Below are 14,010 nucleotides of genomic sequence, written 5' to 3' on the forward strand. Positions count from 1 at the left end.
TTTAACCCCTGGGCGGGTCGAATGTGTGTCCGCCGGGGGTGTGTCGCCTCCGGTGGAGAGGACGACATGAAGATTCGCGCATGGGCCTTGGGCCTTGCCGTTCCGGTCGTGTTCGGGCTCGCGGGGTGCGGGGACGAGCAGAAGGGGAGCGGTGTCGCCAGTGCGGGGGGAGCGTCGGCGGCGCGGGTGTCGGCCTCGCCGACGCAGTCGCTCAGCCCCGAGGACGCGCAGCTGAAGTTCGCGCAGTGCATGCGGCAGAACGGCATCGACGTGCCCGACCCCAAGAGCGGCACGAACTTCCGGATGGAGATCGCCAAGGGCACCGACCGGGAGAAGCTGCAGGCGGCGATGGAGAAGTGCCGCCCCTTCCTGGAGGCCGGCGGGAAGCTGCCCGACATGAACGACCCCAAGGTCAAGGACCAGATGGTGAAGTTCGCGCAGTGCGCGCGCGGCCACGGCATCAACATCCCCGACCCGACCGGGGAGGGGTTGAAGGGTGTGATGGAGGGCGTCGACCGGGCGCAGCTGGAGAAGGCCCGCGAGCTGTGCGGCCAGCACCTTCCGGGGAGGGGCCGGTGAAGCGTGCGCTTGTCGTGGGCGCGGCCGTGACCGTGGTCGCGGGTGGCGGTGCCGCCTTTGCTTTGACGGGGGACGGCGGCGAGGCGCAGGCCAAGGGTGGTGACGTGAAGCTGTCCACCGCGTCCATCACCAAGGGCGACCTGGTGGACACCGAGAAAGTGCAGGGCACGCTCACCTTCGACGGGGAGCAGTCGGTGTGGACGGGGGCGTCGGGGGTCGTCACCTGGGCGCCGCCACAGGGCGCCACCATCGAGCGGGGCGACCCCCTGGTACGGGTGCAGGGAAAGCCCGTGACGCTGATGTACGGGGGCACGCCCATGTACCGGACCCTCCAATCGGGTGTCTCCGACGGGGCTGATGTGAGGACGCTGGAGACCAACCTGAAGGCCCTCGGCTATGGAGACGGCCTCACGGTCGACAAGCAGTTCACCTCGGCCACGGACGCGGCCGTCAGGGAATGGCAGGACGACAGGGGGCTCCAGGAGACGGGCAAGGTCGACTCTGGCCAGGTCGTGTTCCTCCCCGGGGCCGTGCGGGTGAAGGAGGTCAAGGCCCCTGAGGGCAAGCAGGCGGCCCCCGGGCAGCCGGTGCTGACGGTGGCCGGTACGCGGCGCGTCGTCCACGTTGATCTGGAGGCCGACAAGCAGGACCTGGCGGAGAAGGGCGCCAAGGTGTCGGTCGAGCTGCCGGGAGGGAAGGTCGTCCCGGGACGGATCGCGTCGGTCGGCACGATCGCCGAGAGCACCGGCACCGAGCAGAACCCCAAGACCACCGTGGACGTGGAGATCACCCTCGACCAGGGCGCCGGCACCGGGCGGCTCGACCAGGCGCCGGTGACCGTGGAGTTGGAGAGCGAGCGGCGCCGGGGCGTGCTGTCGGTGCCGATCGAGGCGCTGCTGGCGCTGCGCGAGGGCGGCTTCGGCGTGGAGGTCGTGGAGGGCTCGGCCAGGCGGATCGTGCCCGTCACCACCGGGACCTTCGGCGGCGGGCGGGTCGAGGTCGGCGGGGCCGGCCTGGCCGAGGGCATGAAGGTCGGGGTGCCGTCCGGTGAGTGAGCGACCGCCGATCGTGGAGCTGACCGGGGTCGCCAAGCGCTACCCCGGCGGCGTGGAGGCGCTGCGCGGCGTCGACCTGGTGATCGGGCAGGGGGAGATGACCGCGATCGTGGGCCCGTCCGGCTCGGGCAAGTCCACGCTGCTGCACATGATAGGGACGCTGGACCGGCCCAGCGAGGGCAGCGTCCGCATCGCCGGGTACGAGGTCGCCGAGCTGTCGGACCGGGCACTGTCGGCGCTGCGGGCCCGGCACATCGGGTTCGTGTTCCAGCAGTTCCACCTGGCGGTGGGCGTGAGCGCGCTCGACAACGTGGCCGACGGCATCCTGTACGGCGGCGCGGGGCTGCGCGAGCGGCGGGAGCGGGCGCGGGCCGCCCTCGACCGGGTCGGTCTCGGCCACCGCGTCCAGCACCGGCCGAACCAGATGTCGGGCGGCGAGCAGCAGCGGGTCGCGGTGGCCCGCGCGGTCGTCGGCGAGCCCGGCCTGCTGCTGGCCGACGAGCCCACCGGGAACCTCGACACCGCCTCCGGCGGCGAGGTGCTGGAACTGCTGGCCGGTCTGCATGAGAGCGGGACCACCGTCGCGATCATCACCCATGACGCCGAGGTGGCGGCCCGCGCGCCGCGCCGGGTCCGGGTGCGGGACGGCGCGATCGTCGCCGACGAGCGGGCCGGGGCGGTGACCCGGTGAGCCGGGGGCAGGAGGCGCTCGTCCCGGCCCGGCTGGGCGCCCGGGACGTGCTGCGGGTCGGACTGGGCGGGCTGCGCGCCCGGCCCGCCCGGGTGGTGCTGTCCGCGCTGGGCATCGCCATCGGGATCGCCACGATGGTCGCCGTCATCGGGATCTCCTCCTCCAGCAAGGAGGACCTGCTGCGGCGCCTGGACCGGCTCGGCACCAACCTGCTGACCGCCCGGCCCGGCGACACCCTGTTCGGCCAGGAGGCCGTGCTGCCCGAGTCGGCGCCGGAGATGGTCTCCCGGATCGGGCCGGTCACCGCGGTCGGCGCGACCGGCACGGTGCAGGCGTCGGTGCGGCGCACCGACCGCATCCCCGCGGAGATCACCCACGGCATCGGCGTCCAGGCGGCGACCACCGACCTGCTCGGGACGCTGGACGTGACCGTGCGGCACGGCACCTGGCTGAACGCCGGGACCGGCCGCTACCCGGGCGTGGTCCTGGGCGCGGAGGCGGCGCGGCGGCTCGGCTTCGACCGGGCCGGCGGGCAGGTGTGGATCGGCGGCCGCTGGTTCACCGTGCTCGGCGTCCTGAACGGCGCCGAGCTGGCCCCGGAGATCGACCGGTCGGCGCTGGTCGGCTGGGACGCCGCCCGGACCTACCTGGGCTTCGACGGCCATCCCACCACGGTGTACGAGCGGTCCGGCGACGCGGCGGTCGAGGACGTGCGGGCGGTGCTGGCCCGGACCGTCAACCCGGAGAACCCCGAGGAGGTCGAGGTCAGCCGGCCCTCGGACGCGCTGGAGGCCAAGGCCGCGGCGGCCGGCGCGTTCACCAACCTGCTGCTCGGCCTGGGCGCGGTCGCGCTGCTGGTCGGCGGGGTCGGCGTGGCCAACACGATGGTCATCTCGGTGCTGGAGCGGCGCCGCGAGATCGGGCTGCGCCGCTCCCTCGGGGCGACCCGCGGCCAGGTGCGGACGCAGTTCCTGGCCGAGTCGCTGCTGCTGTCGGCGCTGGGCGGGGCCGCGGGGGCCGTCCTCGGGACGGGCGTGACCGTGGCGTTCGCGCTCTACCGGGGCTGGCCGCCGGTCGTCCCGGCGTGGGCCCTGGGCGGGGCGCTGGCCGCGACCCTGGCGATCGGCACGGTCGCCGGGCTCTACCCGGCGATGCGGGCGGCGCGGCTGTCGCCGACCGCGGCCCTGGCCACCGTCTGACGAACCGGTGCATGATGGGGGCGATCCGACGACGCCCGTCCCCGGAGAGGTTCCCGACGTCATGCCGGTTCCACGCCCGCTGCGCGAACGATGCCGCGAGTTCCTCGGCATCGAGGGGGAGATCCGCTACATCTTCCCCGCGATGACCTACGGCGGCGGCGCCGGGTTCGTCTTCGTCGTGACCGACGAGCAGATCGCCGTGATCTCCACCGGGACGCTGAGCGCCTCCAAGCTCACCAGCGTGTGGGGCACCTACCCGCGCGGCACCCGGATCGGCCCGGTGGAGACCGGCAACGGCGCCTCCTTCGAGTTCGCGGGCGCGTTCTTCGAGGTGGACGACGAGTACGTGCCGGTCGTGAACGCCGCCGACACCGAGATATTCGCCCGCGACAGCCTGCCCAGGGACCCGCTCCCCGACCTGTGACCGCCCGCCGGGCCCCGGCGGCGGAATAGAGCGGGGGAGGCCGTGGTTGGGCGGGGCATGACGATGGAGCAGCACTTCGAGACCTACGAGAGGGCCCGCCTGTACTTCGAGCTCCGCGACCCGGCCGAGGCGGCGCGGATCCTCGAGCCCCTCGCGGACGCGCAGCCCGGCAACCGGACCGTCATCGAGCTGCTCGCCCGCTCCTACTTCCACTCCGCGCAGCTCTCCCGGGCCGAGACGACCTTCCGCCGGCTCCTGGACCTCGACCCCTGCAACGCCTGGGCGCACGAGGCCCTCGCCCGCACGCTGGAGCGGCAGAGCCGTCCGGCCGAGGCCGAGCCGTTCCGCAAGCTCGCCCTGGCGATGGGCGGCAAGACCGCCTACTGAGCGGCGCGCCCTGAGCCCCCGCGCCCCGGGACATGGACCCATGTCCCGGGGCGCGGCCGTCTCAGAGGTCGCCCTTGCACTCCAGGCGGAGGAGCGCCTTCGCCAGGGGCGTGGCGACGACGTTGACCTGCCAGGCGCGCGCGCCGAGCGTCAGCAGGGCCGCGCTGATCGCCTCCGGCGTGCTCTCGTCGGGGGGCGTCCACGCCAGCCGGCGCACGAAGTCGGGCTGGAGGAGGTTCTCGGTCGGCATGGTGTGCTCGTCGGCCAGCGCGGCGACCACGGTGCGGGCGGCGTTGAGCCGCTTGGCGGCCTCCGGGTCGCGCTCCGGCCACCGGTGCGCGGGCGGGGGGCCGTCGCCGGGCAGGTTGGCCTCGGGCAGCCCGCGGTCGGGCAGCCCGCGCGCACGCGACACCGCGCGCAGCCAGGCCGACTGGTGGCGGCGGGCGCCGCGGCTGCGCAGCGCCGGGAGGGCCTGCAGCTCGGCCGGGGTCTTCGGCGTGTTCAGCGCCAGCTCCACGATCGCCGCGTCCTGCAGCACCCGGCCCGGGGACAGGTCGCGCTCCTGGGCGATCCGGTCGCGGGTCTCCCACACCTCGCGGACCACCGCCAGCGCCCGCCGGTTCCGGACGCGGTGGATGCCGGACGTGCGGCGCCACGGGTCGGGGCGCGGCGTGCGCGGCGGCGTGGCCAGGATCGCCGCGAACTCCTCCAGCGCCCACTCCAGCTTGCCGGCCTGCTTCAGCAGGGCGTGCAGCGCCTCCCGCAGCTCCACCAGCAGCTCGACGTCCAGCGCCGCGTACCGCAGCCAGTCGTCGGGCAGCGGACGGGTGGACCAGTCGGCCGCCGAATGGCCCTTCTCCAGGGTGAACCCGAGGATGTTCTCCACCATCGAGCCCAGCCCCACCCGGGGGTAGCCGAGCAGCCGCCCGGCCAGCTCGGTGTCGAACAGCCGGTGGGGCGCCAGACCGACCTCGGCCAGGCACGGCAGGTCCTGGTTGGCGGCGTGCAGGACCATCTCGGCCCCGGCCAGCGCCTCGTCGAGCGCGGACAGGTCGGGGCAGGCGATCGGGTCGACCAGCGCCGTGCCCGCCCCGGCGCGGCGCAGCTGGATCAGGTAGGCGCGCTGGCCGTACCGGTAGCCGGAGGCGCGCTCGGCGTCGACGGCGACGGGGCCGGTGCCGGCGGCGAACGCCTCGATGACACGTTCCAAAGCGGCCGCGTCGGTGACGACGGGCGGCACGCCCTCGCGCGGCTCCAGCAGGGGGGTAGGAGGGGGCCCCTCGGGGACGGGGGGTGCGGACGGCGGGGGAGCCGCCGGCTCGGGCGCCTCCCCTGGGTCGGTGGGCTGGGCGGTCGTGGCGGACTCCTCGGACGCTGATACGGGCCGGACGGCCTGCGGGCCTGGCGCTCGCGCGCCTGCGCCGGTCGCCTCGGTCTCGGACGCTGTGCTTCCCACGCCCCCTACCGTACGTCGCTCATCCCGTCCCGCCGCCGGGGCGGTCGGGCAGCGTGCTGACGCCGGCGGGCGGCAGGCCGGCCGTGGTGCACATCACCTCGCACCAGGCCGCGATGTGCCCGGCCAGGTCGTCGCCGGTCGGCGACCAGGAGGCGCGCAGCTCCAGCTCGGTGGTGGACGGCTCGTCGCTCTTGTCGCCGAAGCTCTCGGACACGGCGCGGGTGATCGTGCCCGACTCGCCCGCGTACCCGGCCGGTTCCAGCGCCTCCAGCAGCCAGCTCCACGCCACCGAGCCGATCAGCTCGTCGGCGGCGATCTCCGGCTCCAGGTCGGCCCGGATGTAGGCGACCACGCGGAACCCGCCGGTCCAGCCGCTGCGCCCCTCGGGGTCGTACAGGACGATCAGCCGGCCCATGGCGATCTCGGTGTCGTCGTCGCGGTAGACCGACCCGGAGATCGCGGCGGCGTACGGCGCGAGGCGCTGCGGCGCGGGCATCTCCTCAAGGTCGAGCTCGGGCCGCAGCGGCGGGCCCTCCAGGAAGGAGTGCAGCGTGTCGACGGCCCGCTGGAAGGGGGCCGGGGGGCCTTGGCCGCCCCCTCCGCCGCCCGCGTCCGCGCCGTCCTGGCCGGGGGACGGCGCCGGGGCCGGGGCCTCCGGGCTCATGGCCGCACCGGCCGGTGGACGGTCGTGGCCCCCCGGCGGGCGGACCCCGCAGGACGGCCCGTGCGGCGGAGTGCCGGGGGCACGCTGGAACGACGCCTGACCTGAGGGCGTGGTGACGGGCGTAGAGGACGGGGATGCAGGCACAGCACAGGTGGTTTCGTTTCGGGGGCCGGGCCGGTCAGGCCACGGCCCGCTGGGACGCGGCCCGGACGGAGCCGGACGGGCCGGAGCCGGACAAAGTGGAGGCCGAGGCCGACGGACTGGAGGCCGGGGTGCGCGGCGGGGCGGGCCGGCCCGGGCCGGCCCCGGGCATCGGCGGGTCGACCAGGACGGCCGTGCCGCACGCGGTGCAGGCCCGCTCGGGGCAGTCGGCACCGTGCCCGTCCGGACAGGGCGGCTGCTCGAATTCGCGCTCGTCGCCGCAGGCGGAACAGTACAAGGGGGACCTCCCTCGGCTATGACACGGATCACGTTCGCATGCGGGAGTGATAGAATGCGGGACTTCGCTCGGCGTGTCCGGAACTTCGCGGCACCCGGCCCCGGCGGTCCCAGCGGTCCCGGCCGGTGTCAGTGTTCCCTTCCGTCACCGCCGTAACCGCGGGACGCGGGGCGGCCGAACACTCACCTCGGTGCCGGGCCGCGGTGAGACCGTGGGACCATCGAGGGGTGGCTGTCGACGCTGATGTTCCGCAGGACTCCGCCGGGCTCGGGGAGAGCGCCTTCCTGAAGGCGTGCCGCCGGGAGCCGGTTCCGCACACCCCGGTCTGGTTCATGCGCCAGGCCGGCCGCTCGCTGCCGGAGTACCTCAAGGCCCGCGAGGGCGTGGCGATGCTGGAGGCGTGCGCCCGCCCGGACCTGATCGTGGAGATCACGATGCAGCCGGTGCGGCGGTACGCGGTGGACGCGGCGATCTTCTTCAGCGACATCATGGTGCCGCTGCGCGCGATCGGCGTGGACCTCGACATCAAGCCGGGCGTGGGCCCGGTGATCGCCGACCCGATCCGCGACCGGGCGGGGGCGGCGCGGCTGCGCCCGCTGGAGCCCGGCGACGTCCCCTACGTCACCGAGGCGGTCCGCGGGCTGGTGGGGGAGCTGGGCGGCACCCCCCTGATCGGGTTCGCGGGCGGGCCGTTCACCCTGGCCTCGTACCTGATCGAGGGCGGTCCGTCCAAGAACCACGACCGCACCAAGGCGCTGATGTACGGCGAGCCCGAGCTGTGGGCCGAGCTGATGGAGCGGCTGTCCGACATCACGATCGGCTTCCTGAAGGTGCAGGTGGCGGCCGGGGCGAGCGCCGTCCAGGTCTTCGACTCGTGGGTGGGCGCGGTCGCGCCGGAGGACTACCGGGCCTCGGTGCTGCCGCACACCAGCCGGATCTTCAGCGAGGTCGGGTCGCTGGGCGTGCCCCGGATCCACTTCGGCGTCGGAACGGGCGAGCTGCTCGGCCTGATGGGCGAGGCCGGCGCCGACGTGGTGGGCGTCGACTGGCGGGTGCCGCTGGACGAGGCCGTGCTGCGGGTCGGGCCGGGCAAGGCGCTGCAGGGCAACCTCGATCCGTCGCTGCTGTTCGCCCCCTGGGAGGTCATCGAGCGCCGGGCCCGCGACGTGCTGGAGCGGGGCCGCACCGCCGAGGGCCATGTCTTCAACCTCGGGCACGGCGTGCTGCCGACCACCGACCCCGACAAGCTGGCCCGCCTCGCGGACCTGGTCCACGAGGCGAGCGCGCGCTGACGTCGTTCCCGGCGGGGCCGGGCCTCGTTCACTCGGGCGGCTTCGGGCCGTCCGGGGCCGGGGGCGGACTCGGCGGGTCGGGCGCCGATGCCGGAGGCGCGGCGGGCGTGGCGGCCTGCTGGGCCGGGACGGGCTGCTGGGCCGGGACGGGCTGAGGTTCCGCCGGTTCCGGGCCGGAGCCCATCAGCGAGCCCAGCGACGCGCGGGAACCCCGCGGTACACGCGAACCCCGCGGCGCGCGAGGCGGCCTGTGCTCCCTGATCCGGCGCTGGACGAGCAGGGCCGGGCCGCCGATCGCCGCGGCCAGGGCCAGGAACGGCAGCAGCCAGCCGAGCACCGCCGCCAGGCCGGACATGAAGGCGGTGAAGGCGTCCCAGCCGTTCTTCAGGCCGCCCACGAACCCGCCCTCGGGCTTCTCCGGCGCGGCGCGCCTCCCCGGCGCCTCCAGCGTGATCGACACCGTGGCGTACCGGGTGCTGTGCTGCAGCGCCTTCTGGCGGGCTTGGAGCGACTCCAGGTCGGCCTGCCGCCGCGCGATCTCCTCTTCCACGTTGATGACCTCGCCGACCGTGTTCGCCCGGTCGAGGAGCTTGCGGAACGAGGCGAGCGTGGCCTGCGCCGACCGCACCCTGCTGTCGACGTCGGCGACCTCCCGGGTGACGTCCTCGGCCTGCTGCCGCAGGGACAGCTTCTTGCCGAGCCGGGCGGTGAGGTCGTTCAGGACGGTGCCGTACCGGTCGGCGGGGATCTTCAGGGAGAGGGTGGCACCGGCCGGTTCGCTGGCCGACGACTCGTTCTCCACGTACCCGCCCGCCGAGGTGGCCAGCTGCTTGGCGCGGGTCGCGGCCTGCTCGACGTTGCCCGCGCGGACCCGCAGATCGGCCGTGTAGACCACGGAACGCGCGGCGGGCACGGGCTCCTGGGCGGTCGCCCGCCGGTTCGCGGTGTCGCCGGTGCCCGAGCCGCTTCCCCCGGTTCCGCCTCCGGAGCCGCGGTTCCCGGTGGAGTCGCGGTCGGCGGCGCGTTCGGGGGCGGCGGGTGCGGGCCGGCCCGCGCCGCTGGAGGAGGCGTCGTTCTGGCTGCTGCCGCCGCACGCGGCCAGGGCGCCGGCCAGCAGCAGGACGAGGAGCACGCAGGACGCGTGTCTGACCGTTCTGACGATCCGCATGGCGGTTCGACGGTGTGGTCCAGGTCACCGTTCCCGTGGCCGGATCGCGATCAGGCCACGAAGTGGCCGCGCCCAGATCACGCCCGGCGGGCGGGGACGCGCCGGGCGGGGGTGTTGACGGGTCCGCGGGAGGTATCTGGGATCGTTGGAGGCATGAGCACCTCCCATGTCGTGGTCGTCGGGGCGGGCATCGCGGGCCTGACGGCGGCGCGCCTGCTCGCGCGCGGCGGCGCGCGCGTGACCGTCCTGGAGGGCTCCCCGCGCATCGGCGGCAAGCTCCAGGTCAGCGAGATCGGCGGGCTGCCGGTGGACGAGGGCGCCGAGGCGATGCTGGCCCGCCGGCCCGAGGCCCTGGACCTGGTCCGCGATCTCGGGCGCTCCGATGATCTCGTGCATCCCGGGACGACCTCCTCGGCGATCCTGAGCCACGGGGCGCTGCGGAGGCTGCCCGAGGGTCATGTGATGGGCGTTCCGTCCGATCTGCGGGCGCTGGCGGCCTCCCAGGTGCTCTCCCCGGCCGGGCTGGCCCGGGTGCCGCTGGATCTCGTCCTCCGGGAGACCCCGCGCGGCGCCGACGTGTCGGTGTCGGACTACATCGGCGCGCGCATGGGCCGCGAGGTCGTGGACCGGCTGGTGGAGCCGCTGCTGGGCGGGGTGTACGCCGGGCGGGCGGAGCAGTTGTCGTTCGAGGCGACGCTTCCGGCCGTGGCGGCCGCCGCCCGTTCGCACCGGTCCCTGCTCACCGCCGTGCGCGGCATCAGGCAGGCCGCCCCCGCCCCCGAGGACGCGGGGCCCGTCTTCGCGACGCTGCCCGACGGCCTGGGGAGCCTGCCCCACCTGGTGGCCGAGGACATCACCGCGGCCGGCGGGACGATCCGTACCGGCGTGATGGTGCGGGAGCTGCGGCGGCGTTCTGCACGACCGTCCGAGAGCCCGGAGGGCGGTCGTGCGTTCTTGCCGGGGGGCGCGGGGGGTCGTCCCCCCACAAGGGCCGGCTGGCGGCTGACCCTGGGCCCTGCGCGCGACCCCGAGGTCCTGGACGCGGACGCGGTCGTGGTGGCCGTGCCCGCCGCGCCCGCATCGCGCCTGCTGGCGGAGGACGTGCCAGCCGCCGCCCGGGATCTGGCCCGCATCGACTACGCCAGCATGGCGCTCGTCACCTTGGCCTATCACGTGACCGCGTTCTCCCGGTTGCCCAGGGGCAGCGGCTATCTCGTGCCGGCGGTCGAGGGACGCCAGGTGAAGGCCGTCACCTTCAGCTCCGTCAAGTGGCCGCATCTGCGCGACCGGGAACCCGGCATCATCGCCGTACGATGTTCTATCGGCCGGTACGGAGAAGAGCACACCCTCCAGCGCGACGACGACGAGCTCAAGGCCGCCGCCCTGACGGAGCTGGCCGCCACCTGCGGGGTCTCGGAGCTTCCGCTGGAGAGCCGGGTCACCCGCTGGGGCGGGGGGCTGCCGCAGTACAACGTGGGCCACGTCGACCGGGTGGCGCGCATCCGCGCCGCCGTGCTGCAGCAGCCGGGGCTGGCCGTGGCCGGCGCGGCGTACGACGGACTGGGCATCCCGGCCTGCATCGCCAGCGCGCGCGCTGCGGCGGCCAGGGTGCGGGAACATCTGGACAGAGAAGAGTTGAGCCATGGCAGCGACGGACAAGGCGAGCAAGCCCAAAGCACGCGACCTTAACCAGGTCATCCGCTACACGATGTGGTCGGTCTTCCGGGTGAAGGACACCGGCACGGTCGGTGAGCAGCACGCCGGAGAGGTCCAGGACCTCCTCGACCAGGCCGCGCAGAAGGACGTCACCACGCGGGGCCTGTACGACGTCGCCGGCCTGCGCGCCGACGCCGACTACATGTTCTGGTGGCACGCGCCCACCTCGGAGGACCTCCAGGAGGTCTACTCCCGGTTCCGCCGCACCGCCCTGGGCCGGGCCAGCGAGCCGGTGTGGTCGCAGATGGCCCTGCACCGGCCCGCCGAGTTCAACAAGAGCCACATCCCGGCCTTCCTCGCCGACGAGGAGGCCCGCGCGCACGTGTGCGTGTACCCGTTCGTGCGGTCGTACGAGTGGTACCTGCTGCCGGACGAGGAGCGCCGCGGGATGCTCGCCGAGCACGGCAAGATGGCGCGCGGCTACGCGGACGTGCGGGCCAACACGGTCCCCGCGTTCGCGCTGGGCGACTATGAGTGGATCCTGGCGTTCGAGTGCGACGAGCTGCACCGCATCGTGGACCTCATGCGGCATCTGCGCGGCTCCACGGCGCGCCGCCACGTCCGCGAGGAGGTCCCGTTCTTCACCGGCCGCCGCAAGCCGGTGGCCGAGCTCATCGCGAGCCTGCCGTAGCGTCCGCGGAGCCCGCGGGGGAGTCGGGGCACCGGTCCGCGCGGCGGCGTGCGCGTCGCGGGCCGGTCCCGACCCAAAGCCCAGTAAAGTGCTGGCCGTGACCAACGCCCCACCGAGGCACGGCCGTGGAAAGCACGCCAAGCCGCCGTCCGAGATCAGCGTCCGCTGGAAGCGGCTGATCACGTCGTCGCTCAAGGGCTCGGGCCGGCGCAGGCTGGTCGCGGCCGGCACGGGCACCGCCACCGTCGCGCTGGTCGCGGTGGCCGCCGCGGCGGGGTTCGCGGCCACCGGGGACGGGGAGAAGTCGCCGCAGGCGGCCGTGGCGGGGCAGCGGGCCAAGCCCGCCGCCTCGGGGTCGCCGGAGGCGACCGACCCCGCCCACAACGGCGGCGCCCCCGACGAGACCGCCGACGTCCTGCCCTACCTGCAGACCAAGGACCCGGACAAGAAGGTCTCCAAGTACGTCAAGGACGTCCAGCGCACCGGCGACTTCCTGAGGGTCTACACCGACCTGAAGGAGGGCGACGAGAACTCCAAGCCCGCCGTCTCCCTCTGCGAGTGGACGACCGAGTTCCTGCGCGGGGGCGGCGACGAGGAGCCCCGCGTCTTCATCCACGGCAAGAGCGAGGGCAACGGCAGCATCGTCCTGGCCAACAAGCAGAGCGACAAGGACGACTGCGAGGTCGGCGAGACCCGCTGACCCGCCGACCCTCGCTGCCCCGGCTACTCCAGCGGTTCGAGGGTGAGAGAGATCGAGTTGATGCAGTAGCGCTGGTCGGTCGGGGTGTCGTAGCCCTCGCCCTCGAACACGTGCCCGAGGTGCGAGTCGCAGGTGGCGCACCGCACCTCCGTGCGGACCATGCCGAGCGAGCGGTCCTCGATCAGCACCACCGCGTCGGACTTGGACGGCTCGTAGAACGACGGCCAGCCGCAGTGCGAGTCGAACTTGGTCTCAGAGCGGAACAGCTCGGTGCCGCAGGCCCGGCACCGGTAGACCCCGACGGTCTTGGTGTCGGTGTACTCGCCGGTGAACGGCCGCTCGGTGCCCGCCTCGCGGAGCACCTGGTACTCCTCGGGACTGAGCTGGGCCCGCCACTCGGCGTCGCTCTTCTGGATCTTTCCCATGCCTCGACGGTACCTCGCACGGGTCATGATCCGCCTGTTCGGGGACGCGCCGGGGCCCCCGCCCGATCTTGTCGGACCCGTGGGTTAACGTGCCGTCATGGCCTCGCCGTTCATCGAGATCCCGGTCGGGGATCGCCTCGTCAAGGTGACCAATCCCGACAAGGTGTACTTCCCGCAGCGCGGTTACACCAAGCGACAGCTCGTGGAGTACTTCATCGCCGTCGGCGACGGGATCCTGCGCGCCACCCGCGACCGCCCCACCACGATGGAGCGGTGGCCCGGCGGGGTCTTCGAGGGGGCCAGGCTGGCCACCCGCGACAACCCGCGCGGCGCCGACGCGTTCTACCAGAAGCGCATTCCCAAGGGCGCCCCCGACTGGGTGCCCTCGGCCCGGATCGACTTCCCCAGCGGGCGTTCCGCCGACGAGGTGGCCCCGTCGGAGGTCGCGGTGATCGCCTGGGCGGCCAACCTCGGCACGCTCACCTTCCACCCGTGGCCGGTCCGGTCCGGCGACGTCGACCATCCCGACGAGCTGCGCATCGACCTCGACCCGCAGCCCGGCACCGATTTCGGCGACGCCAAGCGGATCGCGCTGGGCCCGGCCCGCGACCTGCTGGGAGAACTGGGCTACACCGGGTTCGTCAAGACCTCCGGCAAGGGCGGCGTGCACATCTACGTGCGGATCGAGCCGCGCTGGACGTTCACCGAGGTCCGGCGGTCGGCGCTGGCCTTCGGCCGGGAGATCGAGCGCCGCGTCCCCGAGCAGGTCACCACCAAGTGGTGGAAGGAGGAGCGGGGCGAGCAGATCTTCGTCGACTTCAACCAGAACGCCCGCGACCGCACGATCGCCTCGGCCTACAGCGTCCGGCCCGCCCCGCACGCCCCGGTCTCCGCCCCGGTCACCTGGGAGGAGCTGTCCGACGTGGAGCCCGAGGACTTCACGATCGTGACCATGCCCGAGCGCTTCGCCGAGATCGGCGACCTGCACGCCGCCATCGACGACCGGGCCTTCTCGCTGGAGCCGCTGCTGGAGATGGCCGAGCGGGACGAGGCCGACCACGGCCTGGGCGACATGCCGTATCCGCCCAACTACCCGAAGATGCCCGGCGAGCCCAAGCGCGTCCAGCCCAGCAAGAAGCGCGACGACTGATCCGGCCCCAGCCCCGGGCCCCGTCCCCGGAAAT

16 protein-coding genes are annotated in these 14,010 nt (G+C 74.0%); 11 read left to right on the top strand and 5 right to left on the bottom strand.

Annotated elements, in window-relative coordinates:
- Positions 1-66 precede the first annotated feature (66 nt).
- From ACFPZN_RS24395 to ACFPZN_RS24420, 6 genes are all read left to right on the top strand, one after another.
- Positions 67-579 (top strand): hypothetical protein, encoded by a 513-nt coding sequence (locus ACFPZN_RS24395; RefSeq protein WP_378284447.1) that lies wholly within the window; start codon positions 67-69, stop codon positions 577-579.
- Positions 576-1,634, top strand: coding sequence for a peptidoglycan-binding protein (locus ACFPZN_RS24400; protein WP_378284448.1), 1,059 nt, complete (start codon positions 576-578; stop codon positions 1,632-1,634). Before ACFPZN_RS24395 ends, ACFPZN_RS24400 begins: the two co-directional genes overlap by 4 nt.
- Positions 1,627-2,325: an ABC transporter ATP-binding protein gene (locus ACFPZN_RS24405; protein ID WP_378284449.1), complete on the top strand. Its 699-nt coding sequence runs from the start codon at positions 1,627-1,629 to the stop codon at positions 2,323-2,325. Before ACFPZN_RS24400 ends, ACFPZN_RS24405 begins: the two co-directional genes overlap by 8 nt.
- Positions 2,322-3,524 (top strand): ABC transporter permease, encoded by a 1,203-nt coding sequence (locus tag ACFPZN_RS24410; RefSeq protein ID WP_378284451.1) that lies wholly within the window; start codon positions 2,322-2,324, stop codon positions 3,522-3,524. Before ACFPZN_RS24405 ends, ACFPZN_RS24410 begins: the two co-directional genes overlap by 4 nt.
- 61 nt (positions 3,525-3,585) lie before the next feature.
- Positions 3,586-3,948: a hypothetical protein gene (locus ACFPZN_RS24415; protein ID WP_378284452.1), complete on the top strand. Its 363-nt coding sequence runs from the start codon at positions 3,586-3,588 to the stop codon at positions 3,946-3,948.
- Positions 3,949-4,005: 57 nt separating this feature from the next.
- A complete protein-coding gene (locus tag ACFPZN_RS24420) occupies positions 4,006-4,335 on the top strand; it encodes a tetratricopeptide repeat protein (RefSeq protein WP_378284453.1) in 330 nt (109 codons plus the stop codon).
- A 61-nt stretch (positions 4,336-4,396) separates the two neighbouring features.
- On the opposite strand, the gene ACFPZN_RS24425 is transcribed toward ACFPZN_RS24420, so the two are convergent.
- From ACFPZN_RS24425 to ACFPZN_RS24435, 3 genes are all read right to left on the bottom strand, one after another.
- Positions 4,397-5,596 carry a ribonuclease D gene (locus tag ACFPZN_RS24425; RefSeq protein WP_378284484.1) on the bottom strand — a complete coding sequence of 400 codons (1,200 nt, stop codon included), beginning with the start codon at positions 5,594-5,596 and terminating at the stop codon, positions 4,397-4,399.
- Positions 5,597-5,810: 214 nt separating this feature from the next.
- Positions 5,811-6,455, bottom strand: coding sequence for a DUF3000 domain-containing protein (locus ACFPZN_RS24430; protein WP_378284454.1), 645 nt, complete (start codon positions 6,453-6,455; stop codon positions 5,811-5,813).
- 178 nt (positions 6,456-6,633) lie between these two features.
- Positions 6,634-6,894, bottom strand: coding sequence for a hypothetical protein (locus ACFPZN_RS24435; protein WP_378284455.1), 261 nt, complete (start codon positions 6,892-6,894; stop codon positions 6,634-6,636).
- 227 nt (positions 6,895-7,121) lie between these two features.
- On the opposite strand from ACFPZN_RS24435, the gene hemE reads away from it, so the two are divergent.
- Positions 7,122-8,186: a uroporphyrinogen decarboxylase gene (hemE, locus tag ACFPZN_RS24440; RefSeq protein WP_378284456.1), complete on the top strand. Its 1,065-nt coding sequence runs from the start codon at positions 7,122-7,124 to the stop codon at positions 8,184-8,186.
- 28 nt (positions 8,187-8,214) lie between these two features.
- Here hemE and ACFPZN_RS24445 read toward each other — a convergent pair whose 3' ends face one another.
- The gene (locus ACFPZN_RS24445) at positions 8,215-9,354 is read right to left on the bottom strand and encodes a DUF4349 domain-containing protein (protein WP_378284457.1); all 1,140 of its coding nucleotides are present in this window, start codon (positions 9,352-9,354) and stop codon (positions 8,215-8,217) included.
- Between the two features lie 141 nt (positions 9,355-9,495).
- Between ACFPZN_RS24445 and hemG the strand changes: the two genes are divergently transcribed.
- From hemG to ACFPZN_RS24460, 3 genes are all read left to right on the top strand, one after another.
- Complete coding sequence (gene hemG, locus ACFPZN_RS24450; protein ID WP_378284485.1) at positions 9,496-11,043, top strand: protoporphyrinogen oxidase; 1,548 nt, start codon at positions 9,496-9,498, stop codon at positions 11,041-11,043.
- A complete protein-coding gene (gene hemQ, locus ACFPZN_RS24455; protein ID WP_378284458.1) occupies positions 10,997-11,701 on the top strand; it encodes a hydrogen peroxide-dependent heme synthase in 705 nt (234 codons plus the stop codon). Before hemG ends, hemQ begins: the two co-directional genes overlap by 47 nt.
- Positions 11,702-11,798: 97 nt before the next feature.
- A complete protein-coding gene (locus ACFPZN_RS24460; RefSeq protein WP_378284459.1) occupies positions 11,799-12,401 on the top strand; it encodes a hypothetical protein in 603 nt (200 codons plus the stop codon).
- A 23-nt stretch (positions 12,402-12,424) separates the two neighbouring features.
- Here ACFPZN_RS24460 and msrB read toward each other — a convergent pair whose 3' ends face one another.
- On the bottom strand, positions 12,425-12,826 hold the full coding sequence (gene msrB / locus ACFPZN_RS24465; RefSeq protein ID WP_378284460.1) for a peptide-methionine (R)-S-oxide reductase MsrB: 402 nt from the start codon (positions 12,824-12,826) through the stop codon (positions 12,425-12,427).
- A gap of 97 nt (positions 12,827-12,923) precedes the next feature.
- Between msrB and ACFPZN_RS24470 the strand changes: the two genes are divergently transcribed.
- Positions 12,924-13,976 (top strand): DNA polymerase domain-containing protein, encoded by a 1,053-nt coding sequence (locus ACFPZN_RS24470; RefSeq protein ID WP_378284461.1) that lies wholly within the window; start codon positions 12,924-12,926, stop codon positions 13,974-13,976.
- The last annotated feature ends 34 nt before the right edge of the window (positions 13,977-14,010 follow it).

This window comes from Actinomadura rugatobispora (assembly GCF_042656285.1).
GTDB classification, from domain to species: Bacteria; Actinomycetota; Actinomycetes; order Streptosporangiales; family Streptosporangiaceae; genus Spirillospora; species Spirillospora rugatobispora.

Excerpts from the sequence above, each read along its gene's own strand:
- ACFPZN_RS24395 (WP_378284447.1), top strand. The coding sequence starts at position 67 with ATGAAGATTCGCGCATGGGCCTTGGGCCTTGCCGTTCCGGTCGTGTTC.
- msrB (WP_378284460.1), bottom strand. The coding sequence starts at position 12,826 with ATGGGAAAGATCCAGAAGAGCGACGCCGAGTGGCGGGCCCAGCTCAGT.
- ACFPZN_RS24430 (WP_378284454.1), bottom strand. The coding sequence starts at position 6,455 with ATGAGCCCGGAGGCCCCGGCCCCGGCGCCGTCCCCCGGCCAGGACGGC.
- ACFPZN_RS24420 (WP_378284453.1), top strand. The coding sequence starts at position 4,006 with ATGACGATGGAGCAGCACTTCGAGACCTACGAGAGGGCCCGCCTGTAC.
- ACFPZN_RS24470 (WP_378284461.1), top strand. The coding sequence starts at position 12,924 with ATGGCCTCGCCGTTCATCGAGATCCCGGTCGGGGATCGCCTCGTCAAG.
- ACFPZN_RS24445 (WP_378284457.1), bottom strand. The coding sequence starts at position 9,354 with ATGCGGATCGTCAGAACGGTCAGACACGCGTCCTGCGTGCTCCTCGTC.
- ACFPZN_RS24415 (WP_378284452.1), top strand. The coding sequence starts at position 3,586 with ATGCCGGTTCCACGCCCGCTGCGCGAACGATGCCGCGAGTTCCTCGGC.
- hemQ (WP_378284458.1), top strand. The coding sequence starts at position 10,997 with ATGGCAGCGACGGACAAGGCGAGCAAGCCCAAAGCACGCGACCTTAAC.